General features: G+C 66.0%; 16 protein-coding genes and 1 pseudogene. 13 read left to right on the top strand and 4 right to left on the bottom strand.

Going from position 1 to position 16,408, the window contains the following annotated elements; genetic code table 11:
- Positions 1-51: 51 nt before the first annotated feature.
- From J7I92_RS16735 to J7I92_RS16725, 3 genes are all read left to right on the top strand, one after another.
- On the top strand, positions 52-360 hold the full coding sequence (locus J7I92_RS16735; protein WP_214842318.1) for a hypothetical protein: 309 nt from the start codon (positions 52-54) through the stop codon (positions 358-360).
- Between the two features lie 49 nt (positions 361-409).
- On the top strand, positions 410-547 hold the full coding sequence (locus tag J7I92_RS16730; RefSeq protein WP_214842317.1) for a hypothetical protein: 138 nt from the start codon (positions 410-412) through the stop codon (positions 545-547).
- A 538-nt stretch (positions 548-1,085) separates the two neighbouring features.
- On the top strand, positions 1,086-1,568 hold the full coding sequence (locus tag J7I92_RS16725; protein WP_214842316.1) for a GNAT family N-acetyltransferase: 483 nt from the start codon (positions 1,086-1,088) through the stop codon (positions 1,566-1,568).
- A gap of 1,119 nt (positions 1,569-2,687) precedes the next feature.
- Here J7I92_RS16725 and J7I92_RS16720 read toward each other — a convergent pair.
- The 3 genes from J7I92_RS16720 to J7I92_RS16710 form a co-directional block, all read right to left on the bottom strand.
- A complete protein-coding gene (locus J7I92_RS16720) occupies positions 2,688-3,362 on the bottom strand; it encodes a hypothetical protein (protein ID WP_214842315.1) in 675 nt (224 codons plus the stop codon).
- Positions 3,359-4,066, bottom strand: a complete 708-nt coding sequence (locus J7I92_RS16715) for an RNA polymerase sigma factor (protein ID WP_214842314.1) — start codon at positions 4,064-4,066, stop codon at positions 3,359-3,361. Before J7I92_RS16715 ends, J7I92_RS16720 begins: the two co-directional genes overlap by 4 nt.
- A gap of 238 nt (positions 4,067-4,304) precedes the next feature.
- Positions 4,305-4,718 (bottom strand): hypothetical protein, encoded by a 414-nt coding sequence (locus tag J7I92_RS16710; RefSeq protein ID WP_214842313.1) that lies wholly within the window; start codon positions 4,716-4,718, stop codon positions 4,305-4,307.
- Between the two features lie 44 nt (positions 4,719-4,762).
- Here J7I92_RS16710 and J7I92_RS16705 point away from each other — a divergent pair.
- Positions 4,763-5,071: pseudogene (locus J7I92_RS16705) on the top strand (recombinase family protein); the annotation flags it as partial.
- 122 nt (positions 5,072-5,193) lie between these two features.
- On the opposite strand, the gene J7I92_RS16700 reads toward J7I92_RS16705, so the two are convergent.
- Positions 5,194-6,534 (bottom strand): glutamyl-tRNA reductase, encoded by a 1,341-nt coding sequence (locus tag J7I92_RS16700; protein ID WP_214842310.1) that lies wholly within the window; start codon positions 6,532-6,534, stop codon positions 5,194-5,196.
- 157 nt (positions 6,535-6,691) lie between these two features.
- Between J7I92_RS16700 and hemE the strand changes: the two genes are divergently transcribed.
- From hemE to J7I92_RS16655, 9 genes are all read left to right on the top strand, one after another.
- Positions 6,692-7,813, top strand: coding sequence for a uroporphyrinogen decarboxylase (gene hemE / locus J7I92_RS16695; protein ID WP_214842308.1), 1,122 nt, complete (start codon positions 6,692-6,694; stop codon positions 7,811-7,813).
- Positions 7,814-7,817: 4 nt separating this feature from the next.
- Complete coding sequence (hemG, locus tag J7I92_RS16690) at positions 7,818-9,326, top strand: protoporphyrinogen oxidase (protein ID WP_214842306.1); 1,509 nt, start codon at positions 7,818-7,820, stop codon at positions 9,324-9,326.
- A 66-nt stretch (positions 9,327-9,392) separates the two neighbouring features.
- A complete protein-coding gene (locus J7I92_RS16685) occupies positions 9,393-10,349 on the top strand; it encodes a hypothetical protein (RefSeq protein WP_214842305.1) in 957 nt (318 codons plus the stop codon).
- A gap of 84 nt (positions 10,350-10,433) precedes the next feature.
- Positions 10,434-11,135, top strand: coding sequence for a hydrogen peroxide-dependent heme synthase (hemQ, locus tag J7I92_RS16680; protein WP_214842303.1), 702 nt, complete (start codon positions 10,434-10,436; stop codon positions 11,133-11,135).
- The gene (locus J7I92_RS16675; protein ID WP_311380402.1) at positions 11,132-12,409 is read left to right on the top strand and encodes a ferrochelatase; all 1,278 of its coding nucleotides are present in this window, start codon (positions 11,132-11,134) and stop codon (positions 12,407-12,409) included. Before hemQ ends, J7I92_RS16675 begins: the two co-directional genes overlap by 4 nt.
- A complete protein-coding gene (gene hemC, locus J7I92_RS16670) occupies positions 12,406-13,404 on the top strand; it encodes a hydroxymethylbilane synthase (protein WP_214842301.1) in 999 nt (332 codons plus the stop codon). Before J7I92_RS16675 ends, hemC begins: the two co-directional genes overlap by 4 nt.
- Before the next feature lie 18 nt (positions 13,405-13,422).
- On the top strand, positions 13,423-14,352 hold the full coding sequence (locus J7I92_RS16665; protein WP_214842299.1) for a uroporphyrinogen-III synthase: 930 nt from the start codon (positions 13,423-13,425) through the stop codon (positions 14,350-14,352).
- Positions 14,349-15,329, top strand: coding sequence for a porphobilinogen synthase (gene hemB / locus J7I92_RS16660; protein ID WP_214842298.1), 981 nt, complete (start codon positions 14,349-14,351; stop codon positions 15,327-15,329). The genes J7I92_RS16665 and hemB overlap by 4 nt, the downstream gene beginning before the upstream one ends.
- Positions 15,326-16,408 (top strand): LLM class flavin-dependent oxidoreductase, encoded by a 1,083-nt coding sequence (locus tag J7I92_RS16655; protein ID WP_214842297.1) that lies wholly within the window; start codon positions 15,326-15,328, stop codon positions 16,406-16,408. The genes hemB and J7I92_RS16655 overlap by 4 nt, the downstream gene beginning before the upstream one ends.

Below are 16,408 nucleotides of genomic sequence, written 5' to 3'. Positions count from 1 at the left end.
TCCTACTCGGGGGCCCAACCAATCAGAAATTAGGAGCATCAATGAGCATCAATGAGCATCATTGCGATAGTCGTCTTGATGACAGCGAGTGCCTTATTTACCGCTGCAGCCCTCGTTCAAATTCTGGGCCACACCAATAAGAGAATCCCGTACGTCGGACCGATGGAACCCCAAGCAAGCCTGTGGCTTTTTCTTGGCGGACTACTGGCGGTGGCTGCAGGCTCTTTCTTGTACTCGCAAAGCCAGGAAGGAGACTCGACGCTGGAGTTCGCTGCCTTCCTCGTTACGGCGGTGGTCCCTCTGGTGATCATCAGGCTGGTTCACAACCGGAAGGTCGCTCAAAAGCAGGCAAGTGTTTAGAAGACGCGCTCGTCCGTGGAACGACACCGACACGACACCCCGGGGAAACATGCTTCACGAAGAAAACAAGCACGGGAAAGTGCCGCTGTTCCAGCGCGTTTTCATCTTCTTCCTCGTCTACCCCGAACTGCTAGTCATCCTCGTGCTCATCGTCCTTGCTCTCGGCGGCCTTGTGATCTCCGGTTAGGATCGCCGCCGATCTCGAACCCTCTGAGGCGAGACGGAAGCCGAACCCTGACCGGGACGGAAATTGCCCTGACCGGGACGGAAATTGGCGGCCAGTGATCAACGCTCCGCCGGATTCTCCTGAGACGGTGACTCCATCAGTTTCTTCCGCAGCGCACTGTCCGTACTACGGTTCAAAAAGTTGATGACCGGAACTGGCGATTCCAGCTGCTGATGCGGGCCCTGGAAACGGCTATTCTCCGTGTCTGCTCAGCCGAGGGGGAAGTGCTGGTCGAACGGGAAGTTAGCCTCAGCTGGATACGCACAGGGCGGCAGCGAGCGATGTGATTGCCCGGCAACAGCAAATCCTGTCACCCTGCAGTCTAGAAAGGACCAAACTTACCTCGTCTTGCACCACCGGAAATCGAAGCCGCGGTAGGGTGTCTTGCGTGGAGCACTTCTGCACGACGCGCACGCGTCACTGAGGAACAACCGCCCGCTGGCAATCTGGTCGCAGGCGGCTGAATAGCGCCCTGTTTCCTCAATCAAAGGCCCACATAATGCTTATACGCCCCTTCGCCGCCCACGACGGGCAGCCAATCCTCGACCTGACCCTTGCCACCTTCGAGCCCTTTTATGAAGGATCGTTCCGCCCCCTGATGGGCGAACTGATCTTCGCCGTTCAACACGGTGACTGGCGGGAGGATTACGCGGAGAAGGTTCCCTTCCTCCACCAGCCTCAAGCCGGTAAGTACGTGGATGTCGCAGAGGTCGACGGCGGCCTCGCGGGATATGTTAGCTGGCAGGTAGATCTTGCCCGTGAGCACGGGACGATCACGATCCTGGCGGTGGCCCCCGCCCATCGGCGGGACCACGTTGGCCGGCAACTGTGTGAGTATGCAATGGCCAGGATGAAGGACCTCGGGGCCAGAATCGTCGAGATCGGTACAGGTGGTGATGCGTTTCACGCCCCAGCCCGGGCGCTTTACGAGAACCTTGGTTGTACACAGATACCTGTCGCTGTCTATTTCAAGGAGCTATAGAGAAGAGCGGGGGGACAGAGCTGGGACCTGGCCGGCGATTCCGGGCACTGCGTCCTCAGGTACACCGTTTTGTTCTGGAGTCTGCTTGTCCTTTCCGCGGCCTGCGACGTGATCTACAGTTTCGTGGATTAAGGAAAAGGCCGGATAAGTCATGGCTTGAAACGGCGGTTCAGCCCCCGCTTGTGGAACGCTGAACGGACACTTTCGGGAGCGGCGAGTCCCGCTGTTCACCAGCCCGGGCATTGATGGAGCTAATGTGTGTGCGCCGCGGGAGGAAGGCTTCCTTCGCTAAAACCTGATGGTGATGCTGAGTGGCTGCTGTATCCCTTGGCTACTAGCCACCTGCCATGTCTTCTTTGGCTTTGCCGTCCCGCTCCTTCAATATCGACGTGGCCTCCGCTGGCCCCCAGTAAGTGACCTCATGAGCGTCGTTCTCAATGAAGCCGACTACACCGAGGCCTGGACCAAGGTTCGCGACCGATATTTTGTCCAGGGATTCGGAACCACCTACGTTTGAAGACGTCCCGGTGGCCACTTCCCCGGCTCCGGGAGTTGCCATCGTCCGGCCATCTTCAAACAGGATGCGGACGTCCTTTAGATCGCAATCCACAAGCTGATCATTCTGGAGATCCCGCACCGGAATCTCTTCAGGGACAAGACAGGACGGCCCGCTTTCCGTGCCGGTCGCCCCGGCCGAAGGCGTCGAGGACGATAGCGGCGGCTGTTGAGGCCCTTGGGGTCCGTCGTTAGCTGTAGTGCCACAGGAGACCGCACCGAAGCTGAGTAGGCACAAGGCTATAAACAAACGGATCGCTCCGGGACGGGCAATGGGTGCGGTTTTTATTGCCGGGGCCCAACCACCTGGTGTCGCACATGTAGTTGCTTTCCCAGCAAGAATGATTTTGAGTCTAGTGCGCATGTCTACGGACCCCCGACGTCCTCCACTGTTGGTCGAGGGTAGCGACGCGATTGCGCGAGGACAATACAGCCACTGGTGGCGGTTAGCCCTATTTGGGGAACGTTGAGCGGACACATTTGAGGGAGCGACTGTCCGCACTGCTCATCAGCTCGGCCAGCACGCTGCCGGCCGGTAGTTGGCGGCGTCTTCCATGGTCGAACCTATTCGGCGATCAGGCCGCCTCCGGGTAGCGTGTTTGCGATGTTGCCTGGTTTGTGGGCGCCGATGAGAGGCCAAACAACGTCTTCGCCGTTGAATTGCATGATCAGACTCTGTGGATTTGTCGGCATGTAGAGCCTCTGTCCGTCGGGGAGTCCGGCGGCCCGGCGGCTGGCATACGTTTCGTCGATGTCGGCCCTCGGCTGTTCGGTCGGGGCTGGGACGAGATAGGCGACGACGAGGGCGCCTGAGGGGAACGCTCGGTCATAATAAGACGGGTCTGGGTGGCCTGGGTTGCGTAACTCCACATAGATGTGGCCGTCGTTCCCGTCGGCCAGGTCACCTCTGGCCGTGGTGATGTCGGTCAAAACCAGGACTACCGATTTTGACCCGACTACCTGCTCGTTTCCAGCTAAGGCCAGCGACCGGCCTTCCCTGAAACCTGCAACTGTGCCTGAGATCACTAGTTCACTGTGCTCGGCAAGCTGATTCGGCGATCGAAAGGGGTCGTAGTCGTAGGAGAGGCCGTTGAAAGCGCCCAGCGTGTCATCGATTGTGTAGGGTCCGCCTGGGTGGCTTGCCTGCGCGGTTGTTGTTGCAGGGCGGGCGCCAATGTCGCCCTTGGGCAGGCTGATCACGGTCCCAACCGTGAATCCCATGGCCAGCACGGCGGTCACTGCTGCCGCGGCGATTCTTGAGCGGCGCTGGCTTCGGCGGTGTTCCTGGATGCCGGCAACAGTTGCCGCGTGCATCCTCTCGATGTCGGCTTGGGCAGGCCAGGTTGGTATCTCGGTGTTGATTTCGGTGCCTCTGTTCCTTGAGACGGGAGGTGACGGCGGAGACCGGCTTTCAGCCGTGACAACCGGTTACGTACTGCCCCGTGAGTGATTCCCAACTCCTTGGCAGCATCCTCGTAGCTGACCTCTTTGATGAGGCAGAGCCGGTAAATCGACCGGTCTATGTCGGACATCCGTGCCACATAGAGATCTATGATGTGAAGCATTTCGGACTCGATGGCTAATTCTTCGGGGGAAGGACCGTCCGAGAGCCGTTCGAGCGCCGGGTCCATGCCGCGGCGGTCGAGTAGATGATCCTTCCTGAGCATGGAGCGACACTCGATCCGGCAGACTCCCAACAGCCAAGGCAGCAACGAACAGCCTTCGATCCTGATCCGGCCGGCCTTCTTCCACAGAGTCAGGAACGTCGCCTGTGCAGCGTCTTCGGCTGATTCGGAGGATCGCAGCACGCTACGCGCCGTCCAGGCGACCGGCCGGACGTACCGGCTATACAACACGTCAAATGCGACCTGATCCCGTTGCCCCACGCGTTCAAGCAACGCCAGGTCATCAAGTCCTTGCAGCTCCTCGGTCGAACCAGCCATCGTCCCCCCTCCCGTATGAGCTTTCACCTATATACGTCCCCACAGCACAAAACGTCTCAAACAAAGTGAGCACAGGGGGCAGGAACCTCTCGTAGCTTGCAGGATAGATGAACTGACGAAGGATCCATGGAGATCAGCGGATCATGGAATGAATCGTCCCGACCGTATCCCGAACAGAAGACATCCCAAAACGTCGCATCAGATCCGTTTGCGGGAACCCTCCGCGGGACAAAATGGTTTAGCTTGCTGGGGAAACGCTGAAGCCTTCTTTCTCCTTCTTCACTCCCCAAACAACCGCAGATCCGTCAGCCTTTCGCACCGCAATCGATCGCTGCACTTCGAGGACGTTTACGTCGCGCGGATACTCAAATCCAGTTCTAGCAGTGAAGGCTTCTGCGAATCTGTCGTTGATGACAGCGATAAGATCCTTCTCTTTCCGTGACCCATAGATAGAGGACCCGACGGAGATGGCGAGGAACAAGCCTCCGATCACCATCGCTGGCCAGTTCGGCCTTTCTCCTGGCACAAAGAGGGCGTAGCCGACAACGAACCAAGACCCAAAAAGAAGCAGCCTAGGAAGTCTCTGAACAAACCTGTAGTTCCTGACCTCACGCACCGAGACAGTAAAGGCTTCGCTACTACCGTCCGCCATTGGTCCTCCCCAAATTGAGTGCGACACAAGGTGCCTGCCAGCATTCTGTGCACGATCCCGCGGACCCAATGGGCAAGTTGCTGTTCAACGTCCTGGCGATGGTCGCTGAATTTGAAGGCGATCTCATCCGGGCACGGACCCGTGAAGGGATGAAAATCGCCAAGGCAAAGGGCCGACTACGCGGGAAGCAGCCCGAACTCTCACCCAAGCAGGAAGCACACCTGGTTCACCTACATGCCGCGGGCGAACATACCATGTACGAGCTCGCCGAGCTGTTCTCCGTCGGGCGATCCACCGTCTACCGGGCCCTCGAACGGGCGCGCCGGAAAACGGAAACCACGGCCGGGTCCTGACGCACGGCCAGCAACAACCTCGGCTCACTGGAGTTGTTGTTTGGGGCTATCTGTCGGAGTCATATCCGGTGGCATCGCTGCCACAGCTCACCCAATGCGTGCAGCCCTCGGGCCGCGTCGGGTCAGGCGGTTTCGCGCCGTGGGGGAGCGGAGGCCGGGCCGGCCTGGCTGTGGTCCACCGGGCATTCGGCTGCCGGGGCGGCGACCGGCTGCTCAACGGTGATGCCGTAGAGCGCCTCAAGGGCCGCGATGTACTCGTCCTGCTGGCCGTTGGAGGCAAGCTCACGGGCACGGACAGTCGGGACGTGGAGCAACTGCTTGACCATCCTGCGCAGCGCGAACTCGACTTCCTCGGCGGCGGCCGTGCAGCCGTGGCGTGCCCGGACCTTCTCCATCTCGGCGTCGAGGACGTTCATGGTGTGGCGGCGCAGGGCAACAATGGCCGAGTCAACGGACCGGGCCTCGCGCTCCTGCTCGAAAGCAGCGGCTGCGCCGGAGACGATGCCGCTGGCCTGCGCCAGCGATTCCGCCTGCTCCTGCGGAGCGGCGAGCCGCACGGATTCGAGCGTAAGCAGCTCCACGCCGTCGAGCTCTCCAACAGCGGGATCGAAATCATGGGTGAGCGCCAGATCGATGGCGATCAGCGTTTGCGGCGATCCGGCCCGGACCCGCGCGAGCTCGGCGGCTTCCACGCGGGCATCGGAGCCGCTGCACCCGATCATGACATCCGCTGCGGCCACGGCAGCAGGAAGCGAATCGGCGTCGAGGGCCGTGCCGCCGCGCGTTGCCACAAAGCCTTCGGCTCGTCCGGAGGAGGAAAAGACGGAGATGTCAGTGCAGCCGCGTTCGCGGAGCAGCGACATGGTGGCGCCGGCGTAGGCGCCGGTACCGAAGACAACTGCCTTCTTGGTTGACCAGTCGGCGTTCTCGGAAAGGTCCGTGGCGAGATCCAGGGCCACCGAAACGATGGACAGTCCGCGCGAGCCGAGGGCCGTCTGCGCCCCGACATCCTTTGCGGTCTTGGATGCCGCCTGGAAAAGACGGACGAGGCCGGAGCTGGCAGTGCCTTCGTGCTGGGCGGTGATGAGGGCACGGCGCACCTGCCCGGCGATTTCGCGTTCGCCCACCACAGCGGAATCAAGGCCGGAGCTCACGGCGAAAAGGTGCTGGCTGACGTCGCCGCCCGTGCGCGTACTAAAAGACCGGGAGACGAGCTGCTCGTTGAGCCCGGTGCGTTCGCTGATCTGGGCGACGAGGGCGGCCCGTGCCGCTTCGACGTCGTCCGGATGGGACGCCTCGCCGTAGATTTCGAAGCGGTTGCAGGTGGCAAGCACCACCGCACCCGTCACTGCCGGCGACCCGGACAGGGCGGATGTAGCCAGCTCGGAAGCGCCGGTGCTCAGTTGAGCAACGGTCTCGAGGTCGATGTCGGCGTGTGTAGCCACCAATGAGAAAAGAACCACAGCATCACAATCATAGCTTTTTCGTTGAGGTGTAGAACAACCATGCCCCGTGGGGAAGAGCACGGAGGCTTGTGATTCCCGCCACGGAGGGCCCGGGGCACTCAGCGTGACAGGCTGTCGTTATCTTTTGGCGGCGATCTTAGGGACAATCGGAGTCATGACTTCAAGCGCTGCGACCTCCGACGGCACGGTATCCAACGTCCCGTTCTCCGACTCCGCCCTGGATGCGGGACACCCGCTGATGGACGGCCGCACGGCAGATTCGCCGCTGATCACGGCCTACCGCGGCGGCAAGCCGTCCCGCCGTCCCGTCTGGTTCATGCGCCAGGCCGGCCGCTCCCTGCCGGAGTACCTGAAGGTGCGCGAAGGCGTGGCCATGCTGGACTCCTGCCTGCGCCCGGAACTGGCCTCCGAGATCACCCTGCAGCCCGTGCGCCGCCACGATGTTGATGCTGCCATCTTCTTCTCGGACATCGTGATCCCGTTGAAACTGGCCGGCGTGGGCGTGGACATCGTTCCCGGCATCGGTCCGGTCCTGGACAAGCCCGTCCGCACAGCCGAAGACGTCGCGGCACTCCCGCGGCTGACCTGGGAGGCGCTGGAGCCCATCCGCGAAGCCGTCCGGCTCACCGTGGCACAGCTGGGCAAGACGCCGCTGATCGGTTTCGCCGGCGCGCCGTTCACGCTGGCTGCCTACATGGTTGAGGGCAAGCCCTCCCGCGACCACCTCGGCCCGCGCACCATGATGCACGCCGACCCCGAAACCTGGACCGCGCTGGCCAATTGGGCTGCGGATGCCTCGGGCATGTTCCTTCGCGCCCAGCTGGAGGCCGGTGCCTCAGCCGGGCAGCTGTTCGATTCCTGGGCGGGCTCGCTGGGGCTGGCCGACTACCAGCGCTTTGTTGCCCCCGCCTCCGCCCGCGCGCTTGACCACGTCCGTCACCTGGGCGCGCCGCTGGTCCACTTCGGCACCGGAACCTCGGAGCTGCTCGTGGCCATGCGCGACGTCGGCGTCGACGTGGTGGGCGTTGACTACCGCCTTCCGCTGGACGAAGCCAACCGCCGGCTGGGCGGCACTGTTCCCCTCCAGGGCAACATCGACCCCGCGCTGCTGTCCGCCCCGTGGGCCGTTCTCGAAGCCCACGTCCGCGACGTCATCAAGGCAGGATCCGCCGCGCCCGGCCACGTCCTGAACCTGGGCCACGGTGTGCCGCCGGAAACCGACCCGGACGTCCTGACCCGCGTCGTCGAGCTAATTCACTCGATTTCCCCGGAGTAACACGGTGAGCGCAGCCACGCCCGAACCGTCCGTTCAAGCGGCCGTGGTGGTGGGCGCCGGCATCTCCGGCCTGCTCGCCGCGCTGGAGCTTGCCAAGGCAGGCCGCGACGTCACCGTCCTGGAGGCCGCCGACGCCTGGGGCGGCTGCGTGGGCAGCCATGTGGTGGGCGGCCTGACCCTGGACAGCGGTGCGGAGTCCTTCGCAACCCGATCCAGTGCCGTTGCGGACCTCGCAGCGGAGCTCGGCCTCGCCGGCAACATCGTGGCGCCCCAGCCCGGCGGCGCCTGGGTCCAGCTCCCCGAAGGCGCCCGCGAACTCCCCAAAACCGGCGTGCTCGGCATCCCGGCCAACCCCTGGGACCCCGAAGTCCGCCGGACGCTCGGGCTCGCGGGATCCCTCCGTGCCTCCCTGGACAGGTTCCTACCCGCCTCCGCGGGGACCAGGGTTGCCGTGACCAACGTGTCCGCACTTGTCCGGCTCAGGATGGGCCGCCGTGTCCTGGAACGCCTCGTGGAGCCGGTGGTGGGCGGCGTTCATTCCGCCGACCCCGCGCTGCTCGACGTCGACATGGTGGCGCCCGGGCTCCGCGCCGGAATCCGCACCCACGGTTCCCTTGCCGCCGCGGTCGCCGCCCAGCGCCGGAGCAGGCCCGCCCGGCAGGACCAGCAGGGCCACGCCGCCGGCGGCAGCCTCCCCGCAACCCAGCCCGCAAAGGCAGGCTCCGCCGTCGCCGGCCTCCAAGGCGGCATGCATACGCTGATTACCGCCCTGGTGGCAGAACTGGGGCGCCGCGGGGTGAAGCTACTCAGCGGCACCCGGGCCGACGCTGTGAACAGGACAGCGGACGGCTGGCGGGTTTCGGCGGCTTATAAAACGTTCGACTCCGGCCTGCTGGTGGTGGCTCTGGACGGCCCGTCCGCCGTCGGACTGCTGGAGGGGGCAGTGCCGGATCTGGCCCCGCTCCGGCCCGGCGCCGGTCCCGATGTAAAGCTTGTGACACTTGTTGTTGACCTTCCCGACCTGGACCGCCGGCCGCGCGGAACCGGAATCCTCGTGGCACCTCAGACACCCGGCGTCCAGGCCAAGGCACTAACCCATGCCACCGCGAAATGGGACTGGCTCGCGGCAGCAGCGGGTCCAGGCACCCACGTCGTGCGGCTGTCATACGGCCGCGGAGAAGAGGCGGGGGAGGGTGGACGCGAGGCGCCCGCGGCATTAGGCAGTGCCGGCTCGCGCAACGCCGACAGTGAGCTCCTTGAATCGGCCTTACGGGACGCGTCAGCCCTGCTGACAGTGCCTGTCACGTCCCATGACGTGCTCGACTGGGACGTCGTCAGCTGGGGCGGGGTCCTTCCGTTCGCGGCAGTGGGCCACCGCCAGCGCGTAGCCCAGGTCCGCCGGATCTGCGCCGCGCAAGGAGGCCTGGTCCTGGTGGGCGGATGGCTGGCGGGGAACGGCCTTGCTGCCGTTGTGGCCGACACCAGGAAGCAGTTGGCGGACGTTCTGCACTAGCCCGCGAGTACCGCGTGCACTGCTTCTTTGCAAGTTTCTAATGACACGTTTTTGTGGCTAGGGTCGATGACTATGGTCATTCAGAAGTCCGAAGAAACTCGTACGCTGACTGGTTTCCATGGGGGTCTTCGGCGCGGCACGGCAGCAGCGGCGCTCGGAGCGGTACTAGTCCTTTCCGCAGGTGTTCCTGCAGCCAGCGCTGCCTCCCTCGTCCCGGCTCCGGACACAACGGACGGCGTTGACGCCACCACTACCGCATCGCTGCAAGCGGACGTTCCGCTGCTTGAGGCCTGGGCCTCCGTAGTCCTGGGACACAAGCCGGAACCTTCCGGCCCGCCCGCCTCCGGCAGCAACAGGCCCACCCCGCCCGGCCACCGCACCCAGCCCACTCCGTCACCGTCTCCCACCACTGAGCCGGCGTGGACCACGCCGTCGCCCGACCCCACGTCGCCCGCACCCTCGCCCTCGACGCCGCCCTCCCAAGACACCGGGTCGCGGTCGGCTCCGCCCGCACCGTCGCCCGGCGGCGGCGCTGCTGCTCCCTCCACCGGCCCCGCCCAGGCACCCGGCACCCACACGCCCGCCGCTCCCGCACCCGCCACCGCACCGGTTCCGGCCGGCACTCCGGCGGCGCCGCCGTCGGTCCTCCCCGGCACCGCCGTGCCGGCCGCTCCCGGAACCGGCGCGGCCGCCCCCGTCCAGGGCACCGGCACGCCGGCTGCGGGTGACACGGCACGGGTGCCGTCGACCGGCATCCGGGCCGCTGGCCCCGCCATGGCCGCTCCGGCTTCCGCGTGGAAGACCACGAACGTCTTCGGCCCCGCCAACATGGCCATCCTGACCTCGGCCGGCGTCCTGCCGTTGTCCGGTCCCGGCTACGGAGTATCGAGCGCGCCGGTCATGCGTTCCGCAGTGAGCGTCTCGCCGATGGGCGAGGTGTCGCCGCAGGTTTGGTGGGGCGGCGGACTCATCGGCCTGGCCTGCGCCGCTGGCTTTGCCTATGTCCGGATGCGAAGGATCTAAGGAAGATGTGAAATGGAGCACTTCTACACGCTGTAGAAGTGCTCCATTTCGACTTAGCTGCACCGAAGGGGCAAACTGGTAACTATGAGCCACACTTCTGCCGAATCTGTCACTAAAACCGAAGAATCAGCCGAGCAGTTCTTCACCCTCTGGACCGTGTTCAAGCGCAACGCCGACGTCCTGCGCACCGCCGATGCTGCTGCTGAATTCGACGCGCTGACGGCCCGCCTGGCAGATGCAGGGGTGGTGCACCGCGGAAGCTACGACGTCTCCGCCATGCGCGCGGACGCCGACATCATGGTGTGGCTCCACGGCCCCAAGCCCGAAGCCCTTCAGCAAGCCGTCCGCGACATCCGCCGCAGCCAGCTCTTCGCCGGCACGGAGATCGTATGGTCAGCGATGGGCGTGCACCGCGAAGCCGAATTCGCGAAGAACCACACCCCGGCGTTCTCCCGCGGCGTGGAACCGGCCCAATGGCTGTGCGTTTACCCGTTCGTCCGCTCCTACGAGTGGTACCTGCTGCCCGACGCCGAGCGCGGTGCCATGCTGCGCGACCACGGAATGCTGGGCCGCGAGTTCCCGCAGGTCATCTCCAACACGGTGTCTTCATTCGCCCTGGGCGACTGGGAATGGATCCTCGGCCTGGAAGCCCCCGAACTGGTGGACCTCGTTGACCTGATGCGCCACCTCCGCGCCACCGAGGCCCGTCACCACGTCCGCGAAGAAATCCCGTTCTACACGGGCCGGCGTGTCTCCGCCGTTGAAGTCGCCGAGGTGCTGGCGTGAGCCCGCTGGACGCACCGGAAACCCGCGCTTCCGTGACCGCCGTCAACCCCGTCACCGAGCGCGGCCGGATGGCGCCGAAGGAGTACGACGCCGTTCTCCTCGCCTCGTTCGGCGGCCCCGAAGGCCAGGATGACGTCATTCCGTTCCTCCGCAATGTGACCCGCGGCCGCGGCATCCCGGACGAACGGCTCGAAGAGGTCTCGCACCACTACCGTGCCAACGGCGGCATTAGCCCCATCAACCAGCAGAACCGAGACCTCAAGGCAGGGATCGAGACGGAGCTTGCCGCCCGCGGCATCAACCTGCCCGTGTTCTGGGGCAACCGGAACTGGGACCCATACATCCCGCAGACCCTGCAGGACGTGTACGACGCCGGCCACCGCAGGGTCCTGATGGTCACCACGAGCGCCTACTCCTGCTACTCCAGCTGCCGCCAGTACCGCGAAGACATCGGCATGGCCCTGACCGAGACCGGCCTGGACGGAAAGCTGGAAGTGGACAAGGTCCGCCAGTACTTCGACCACCCCGGCTTCGTGGAGCCCTTCGTGGAAGGCACCGCCGCCGGCCTGGCCGACGTCCGCGCCCAGCTGGCCGCAGCCGGAACGCCGGACGCGCCGGTCCACATCCTGTTCGCCACCCACTCGATCCCCACCCGCGACGCCGAAGCCGCAGGACGGTCCGAGGAGGAGCCGCGCGAGTTCGCCGAAGGCTCGGCCTACGCCGCCCAGCACCTGGCATCCGGCGGTGAGGTCATCCGCCGGGTCGAGGAAGAATCCGGGTTGACCGCTCCGTGGTCGCTGGTCTACCAGTCCCGCTCCGGTGCTCCGCATGTCCCGTGGCTCGAGCCGGACATCAACGACGCCATCGAGGAACTCGCCGGCCAGGGTGTCAAGGGAATCGTGATTGTGCCCCTGGGCTTCGTCAGCGACCACATGGAGGTTGTCTGGGACCTGGACACCGAGGCCCTGGAGACCTGCCGGAACCTTGGCCTGGCCGCCACCCGTGTTCCCACCCCGGGCACGCACCGCAAGTTCGTTGGCGGGATTGTGGACCTGATCTGTGAGCGCACCGCCGCGAACAACATCGCCGACCGGCCGCATGTGACCGATCTTGGCCCCTGGTACGACGTGTGCCGCCCGGGCTGCTGCACCAACTTCCGGGGCGAGAAGCCCACCATCGCAGGAGCCGACACCACCGTCGGCACCGGCCACGACGCCTACCCATCCAGCCCGGCCGCCGGCCAGGCTGTACAGGCGGGACAGGATTCCCTGTGACAGTCCGCATCGGAACCCGTGCCAGCAAACTGGCACTCACCCAGACCCAGCAGACAGCAGACCAGCTGTCCGCCATCGGCGGTTTCCCCGTCGAACTGGTCCACATCAGGACCGAAGGCGACGTGCTGAAGGGTTCGCTCTCGCAGATGGGCGGCACGGGAGTGTTCGTCGCTGCGCTGCGCGATGCCCTCCTGCGCGACCAGTGCGACGTCGCCGTGCATTCGCTGAAGGACCTCCCCACCGGAGCCGCCCTCGGGCTTTCCCTTGCCGCCACACCCAAGCGGGTGGATGTCCGGGATGTGCTCTGTGCGCGCGACGGCTTCAAGCTTGCCGACCTCCCGAAGGGGGCCCGGGTGGGGACAGGGTCCCCGCGCCGCGCAGCCCAGCTCCGGGCAGCACGGCCCGACCTGGACATCGTCGACATCCGCGGCAACGTGGACACCCGCCTGGGCCGGGTCCCCGGCCTGCCGGGAAACGCCACCGACGCGGTGGTGGACGGAAAGACCTGCGACCTCGACGCCGTCGTCCTGGCAGCCGCCGGACTGGAGCGGATCGGCCGGCTGGACGCCATCAGCGAATACCTCGAAACCGACGTGATGCTTCCGGCTGCCGGCCAGGGCTCACTTGCCATCGAGTGCCGCACCGCCGATGCACCCCCGCGGCCCGGATCCACGGAAGGCTCCCAGGAACCGCTGGCGCAGGCGCTGGCAGCCCTGGACGACACGGACACCAGGCTTGCAGTCACGGCCGAGCGGGCACTTCTGGCCCGGCTCGAGGCCGGCTGCGCCGCCCCGGTGGGCGCCTACGCGTTCCGCAAGGGAAGCATGCTCTACCTGGAGGCCGTGGTCTGCGCCGTTGACGGAAAGGCATCGGTCCGCGACAAACGGGCCACGGACGGACTCACCGAGGTTGGCGCCACACTTCTGGGCATCGAACTGGCCGAGGTGCTGCTCGCGGCGGGCGCAGCCGACATCGCGGACCTTGCCGCGTCCTGACCCCGCGGAGCCGGACAGATGATGGGACGGCGCAGCGCCCCCCGCGCTGAGGGCAACCCCTCGCCGCGGGTGCTTGAGGGTGCCCGCGTCCTCATCACGCGCAGCCCCGACCGGGCCGCGCCGCTCCTCACCGCACTGCGGGAAACCGGCGCCGAACCGCTGCTGCTTCCACTGATCGACTTCGAACGGGCCCGCGACCAGCACTCCCTGGAAGTCGCCTTCGACGCCCTCGGCGCCGGCGCCTACACATGGCTGGTGATCAGCAGCGTCACCACCATCCATGCCCTGGAAGAACTGGCCCGGGAACGCGGCGTCCCGCTCAGCCGGTGGCTGCCGGGCTCCGTCCAGGTGGCCACCATCGGTCCTGCCACCCGGCGCGAACTGGAGGCCCGGGGAATCTTCGTTGACCTGGCTCCCGCGCGGCTCCAGTCCGGCGTCGGGCTCCTCGACATCTGGCCGCCCGGCCACAGCAGCGTGTTCCTCCCGCAGGCAGACATCGCGGACGCCCGTCTGGCCGAAGGACTCGAATCAATGGGCGCCATTGTCCAGGCCGTCACCGCCTATCACACGGTGGACTACCCGGCGGATCCGGCCCGTGTTCTGACGCCGGACGGCACGTCCGAAACGCCGGACGTTGCCCGGCAGGAAATCCTCACCCCGCCCCAGGCGAAAGCCGAGATCGACGCCGGCCGGCTCCACGCCGTCGTCGCCGCTTCACCCAGCGCCGCCCGCCGCATTCACGCCGGGCTGTCGCCGCTGGGTGACTGCCGGTTCGTGGCGATCGGCCGTTCGACCGCGGACGCTGCCGAGTCGCTGGGACTGCCCGTGGCTGCCGTCGCCGAGGAACCAACCACTTCCGGCCTGGTGTCCGCCGTCATCCAGGCGCTCGCACCAGGACATTCCACCCCGCCGCCCGCCTCCGAGACCCACGTGAAGGACAGAACATGAGCTTCCCGACCCACCGCCCCCGCCGGCTCCGCACCACCCCGGCCATGCGCCGGCTGACCGCCGAACACCGGCTGGCGGCGCCGGAGCTGATCCTGCCCGCGTTCATCCGCGAGGGACTCACCGAGCCCAACCCCATCGCCTCCATGCCCGGCGTCGTCCAGCACACCACCGATTCCCTCAAAAAGGCTGCTGCGGAGGCTGTGGAGCTCGGCGTCGGCGGGATCATGCTGTTCGGTATCCCGGCCGAGCGCGACGCCCGGGGCACCGCCTCCCTGGATCCCGACGGTGTGCTCAACAAGGCCATCCGGGACGTCCGCGCCGAAGTGGGCGACGACCTGGTGGTCATGAGCGACGTGTGCCTGGACGAATTCACCGATCACGGCCACTGCGGCGTCCTCGACGACGACGGCTACGTCGACAACGACGCGACGCTGGAAATTTATGCCGCGATGGCCGTGGCGCAGGCGGACGCCGGGGCGCACATGCTTGGCCCGTCCGGCATGATGGACGGCCAGATCGGCGTGATCCGCCAGGCGCTGGAAAAGGCCGGTCACACGAACACGGCGGTGGTGGCCTACGCCGCCAAGTACGCCTCCGCGTTCTACGGGCCGTTCCGGGAAGCCGTGGATTCGCAGCTCAAGGGGGACCGCCGCACCTACCAGATGGACGCCGCCAACCGCCGGGAAGCCGTCCTCGAGGTGGAGCTGGACCTGGCCGAAGGCGCCGACCTGGTGATGGTCAAGCCCGCCATGAGCTACCTGGACATCCTCGCCGACGTGGCCGCGATGAGCACCGTACCGGTCGCCGCGTACCAGATCTCGGGGGAGTACTCCATGATCGAGGCGGCCGCCGCCAACGGCTGGATCGACCGCCGTGCCGCCATCACCGAATCCGTCCTCGGCATCAAGCGGGCCGGCGCCAACATGGTCCTGACCTACTGGGCATCCGAGCTCGCCGGCTGGCTGCAGGAGTCATGATGGAGGACAGCCCCACCGCTCCGGTCGGGCCCGGGAAGGTCCTGCTCGGGCTGAACACTTTCGGCGACGTCGGGGTGTACCCGGACGGGCACCCGGTGCCGCATGCGCAGGTGCTGCGCCAGCTGCTGGAACAGGCGGAACTGGCGGACGACGTCGGGCTCCACGCCTTTGCGGTGGGGGAGCACCACCGCCGGGACTACGCCGTCTCCGCGCCCGAGGTGTTCCTGGCCGCCGCCGCGGCGCGGACCAAACACATCCGGCTGGGGTCCGCCGTCACCGTGCTGAGCTCCGATGACCCCATCCGCGTCTTCCAGCGCTTCTCCACGGTGGATGCCATCTCGAACGGACGCGCCGAGGTGATGCTGGGCCGCGGATCCTTCATCGAGTCCTTCCCGCTGTTCGGCCTGGACCTGGGCGACTACGAGATCCTGTTCGAGGAAAAGCTGGAGCTCTTCGACAAGGTCCGCGCCCAGAAGCCCGTCCACTGGGAAGGACGGACCAGGCCTGCCATCAACGGGCTGAGCGTCTTTCCGCCGCTGGAGCACCACCTGCTGCCGGCCTGGATCGGCGTGGGCGGGACCCCTGAGTCCGTGCTCCGCTGCGCACAGTACGGCTATCCCATCATCTTCGCCATCATCGGCGGGGAACCGCGCTCCTTCGCACCCCTGGCCAACCTCTACCGCGAGGCCATGGCAAAGTACGGGCACCCGATGCAGCAGGTTGCGACGCATTCACCCGGGCACGTTGCCGAGACGGACGAGGAAGCCCGCGAAGAGTTCTTCCCGCACTGGCTGGGCCTGCGCAACAGGCTGGGCGCCGAGCGGGGCTGGGGCCCGGGGAGCCGGCGGGAATTCGACGCCATGTGCACCCCCGAAGGCGCCCTCTACGTGGGATCGCCGGAAACGGTCGCGGAGAAAATCGTCCTGCTCAAGCGGAACCTGGGAGCGGACCGCTTCGACCTCAAGTACAGCAACGGCTCCCTGCCCCACACCGCAATGATGCGGTCCATTGAACTGTTCGGCTCCGTCGTGGCACCCCGGGTGACGGAGCTGCTGTCCGGGCATGTACCCGCAAACTGA

Source organism: Arthrobacter sp. ISL-72, assembly GCF_018613755.1.
Classification (GTDB): Bacteria; Actinomycetota; Actinomycetes; order Actinomycetales; family Micrococcaceae; genus Arthrobacter.
The sequence above is the reverse complement of the archived record's forward strand: the minus strand, read 5'-3'. Positions and strand labels throughout refer to the sequence as shown.

Excerpts from the sequence above, each read along its gene's own strand:
- J7I92_RS16730 (WP_214842317.1), top strand. The coding sequence starts at position 410 with ATGCTTCACGAAGAAAACAAGCACGGGAAAGTGCCGCTGTTCCAGCGC.
- J7I92_RS16655 (WP_214842297.1), top strand. The coding sequence starts at position 15,326 with ATGATGGAGGACAGCCCCACCGCTCCGGTCGGGCCCGGGAAGGTCCTG.
- J7I92_RS16735 (WP_214842318.1), top strand. The coding sequence starts at position 52 with ATGAGCATCATTGCGATAGTCGTCTTGATGACAGCGAGTGCCTTATTT.
- hemQ (WP_214842303.1), top strand. The coding sequence starts at position 10,434 with ATGAGCCACACTTCTGCCGAATCTGTCACTAAAACCGAAGAATCAGCC.
- hemB (WP_214842298.1), top strand. The coding sequence starts at position 14,349 with ATGAGCTTCCCGACCCACCGCCCCCGCCGGCTCCGCACCACCCCGGCC.
- J7I92_RS16725 (WP_214842316.1), top strand. The coding sequence starts at position 1,086 with ATGCTTATACGCCCCTTCGCCGCCCACGACGGGCAGCCAATCCTCGAC.
- J7I92_RS16685 (WP_214842305.1), top strand. The coding sequence starts at position 9,393 with ATGACTATGGTCATTCAGAAGTCCGAAGAAACTCGTACGCTGACTGGT.
- J7I92_RS16715 (WP_214842314.1), bottom strand. The coding sequence starts at position 4,066 with ATGGCTGGTTCGACCGAGGAGCTGCAAGGACTTGATGACCTGGCGTTG.
- hemE (WP_214842308.1), top strand. The coding sequence starts at position 6,692 with ATGACTTCAAGCGCTGCGACCTCCGACGGCACGGTATCCAACGTCCCG.
- J7I92_RS16665 (WP_214842299.1), top strand. The coding sequence starts at position 13,423 with ATGATGGGACGGCGCAGCGCCCCCCGCGCTGAGGGCAACCCCTCGCCG.
- J7I92_RS16710 (WP_214842313.1), bottom strand. The coding sequence starts at position 4,718 with ATGGCGGACGGTAGTAGCGAAGCCTTTACTGTCTCGGTGCGTGAGGTC.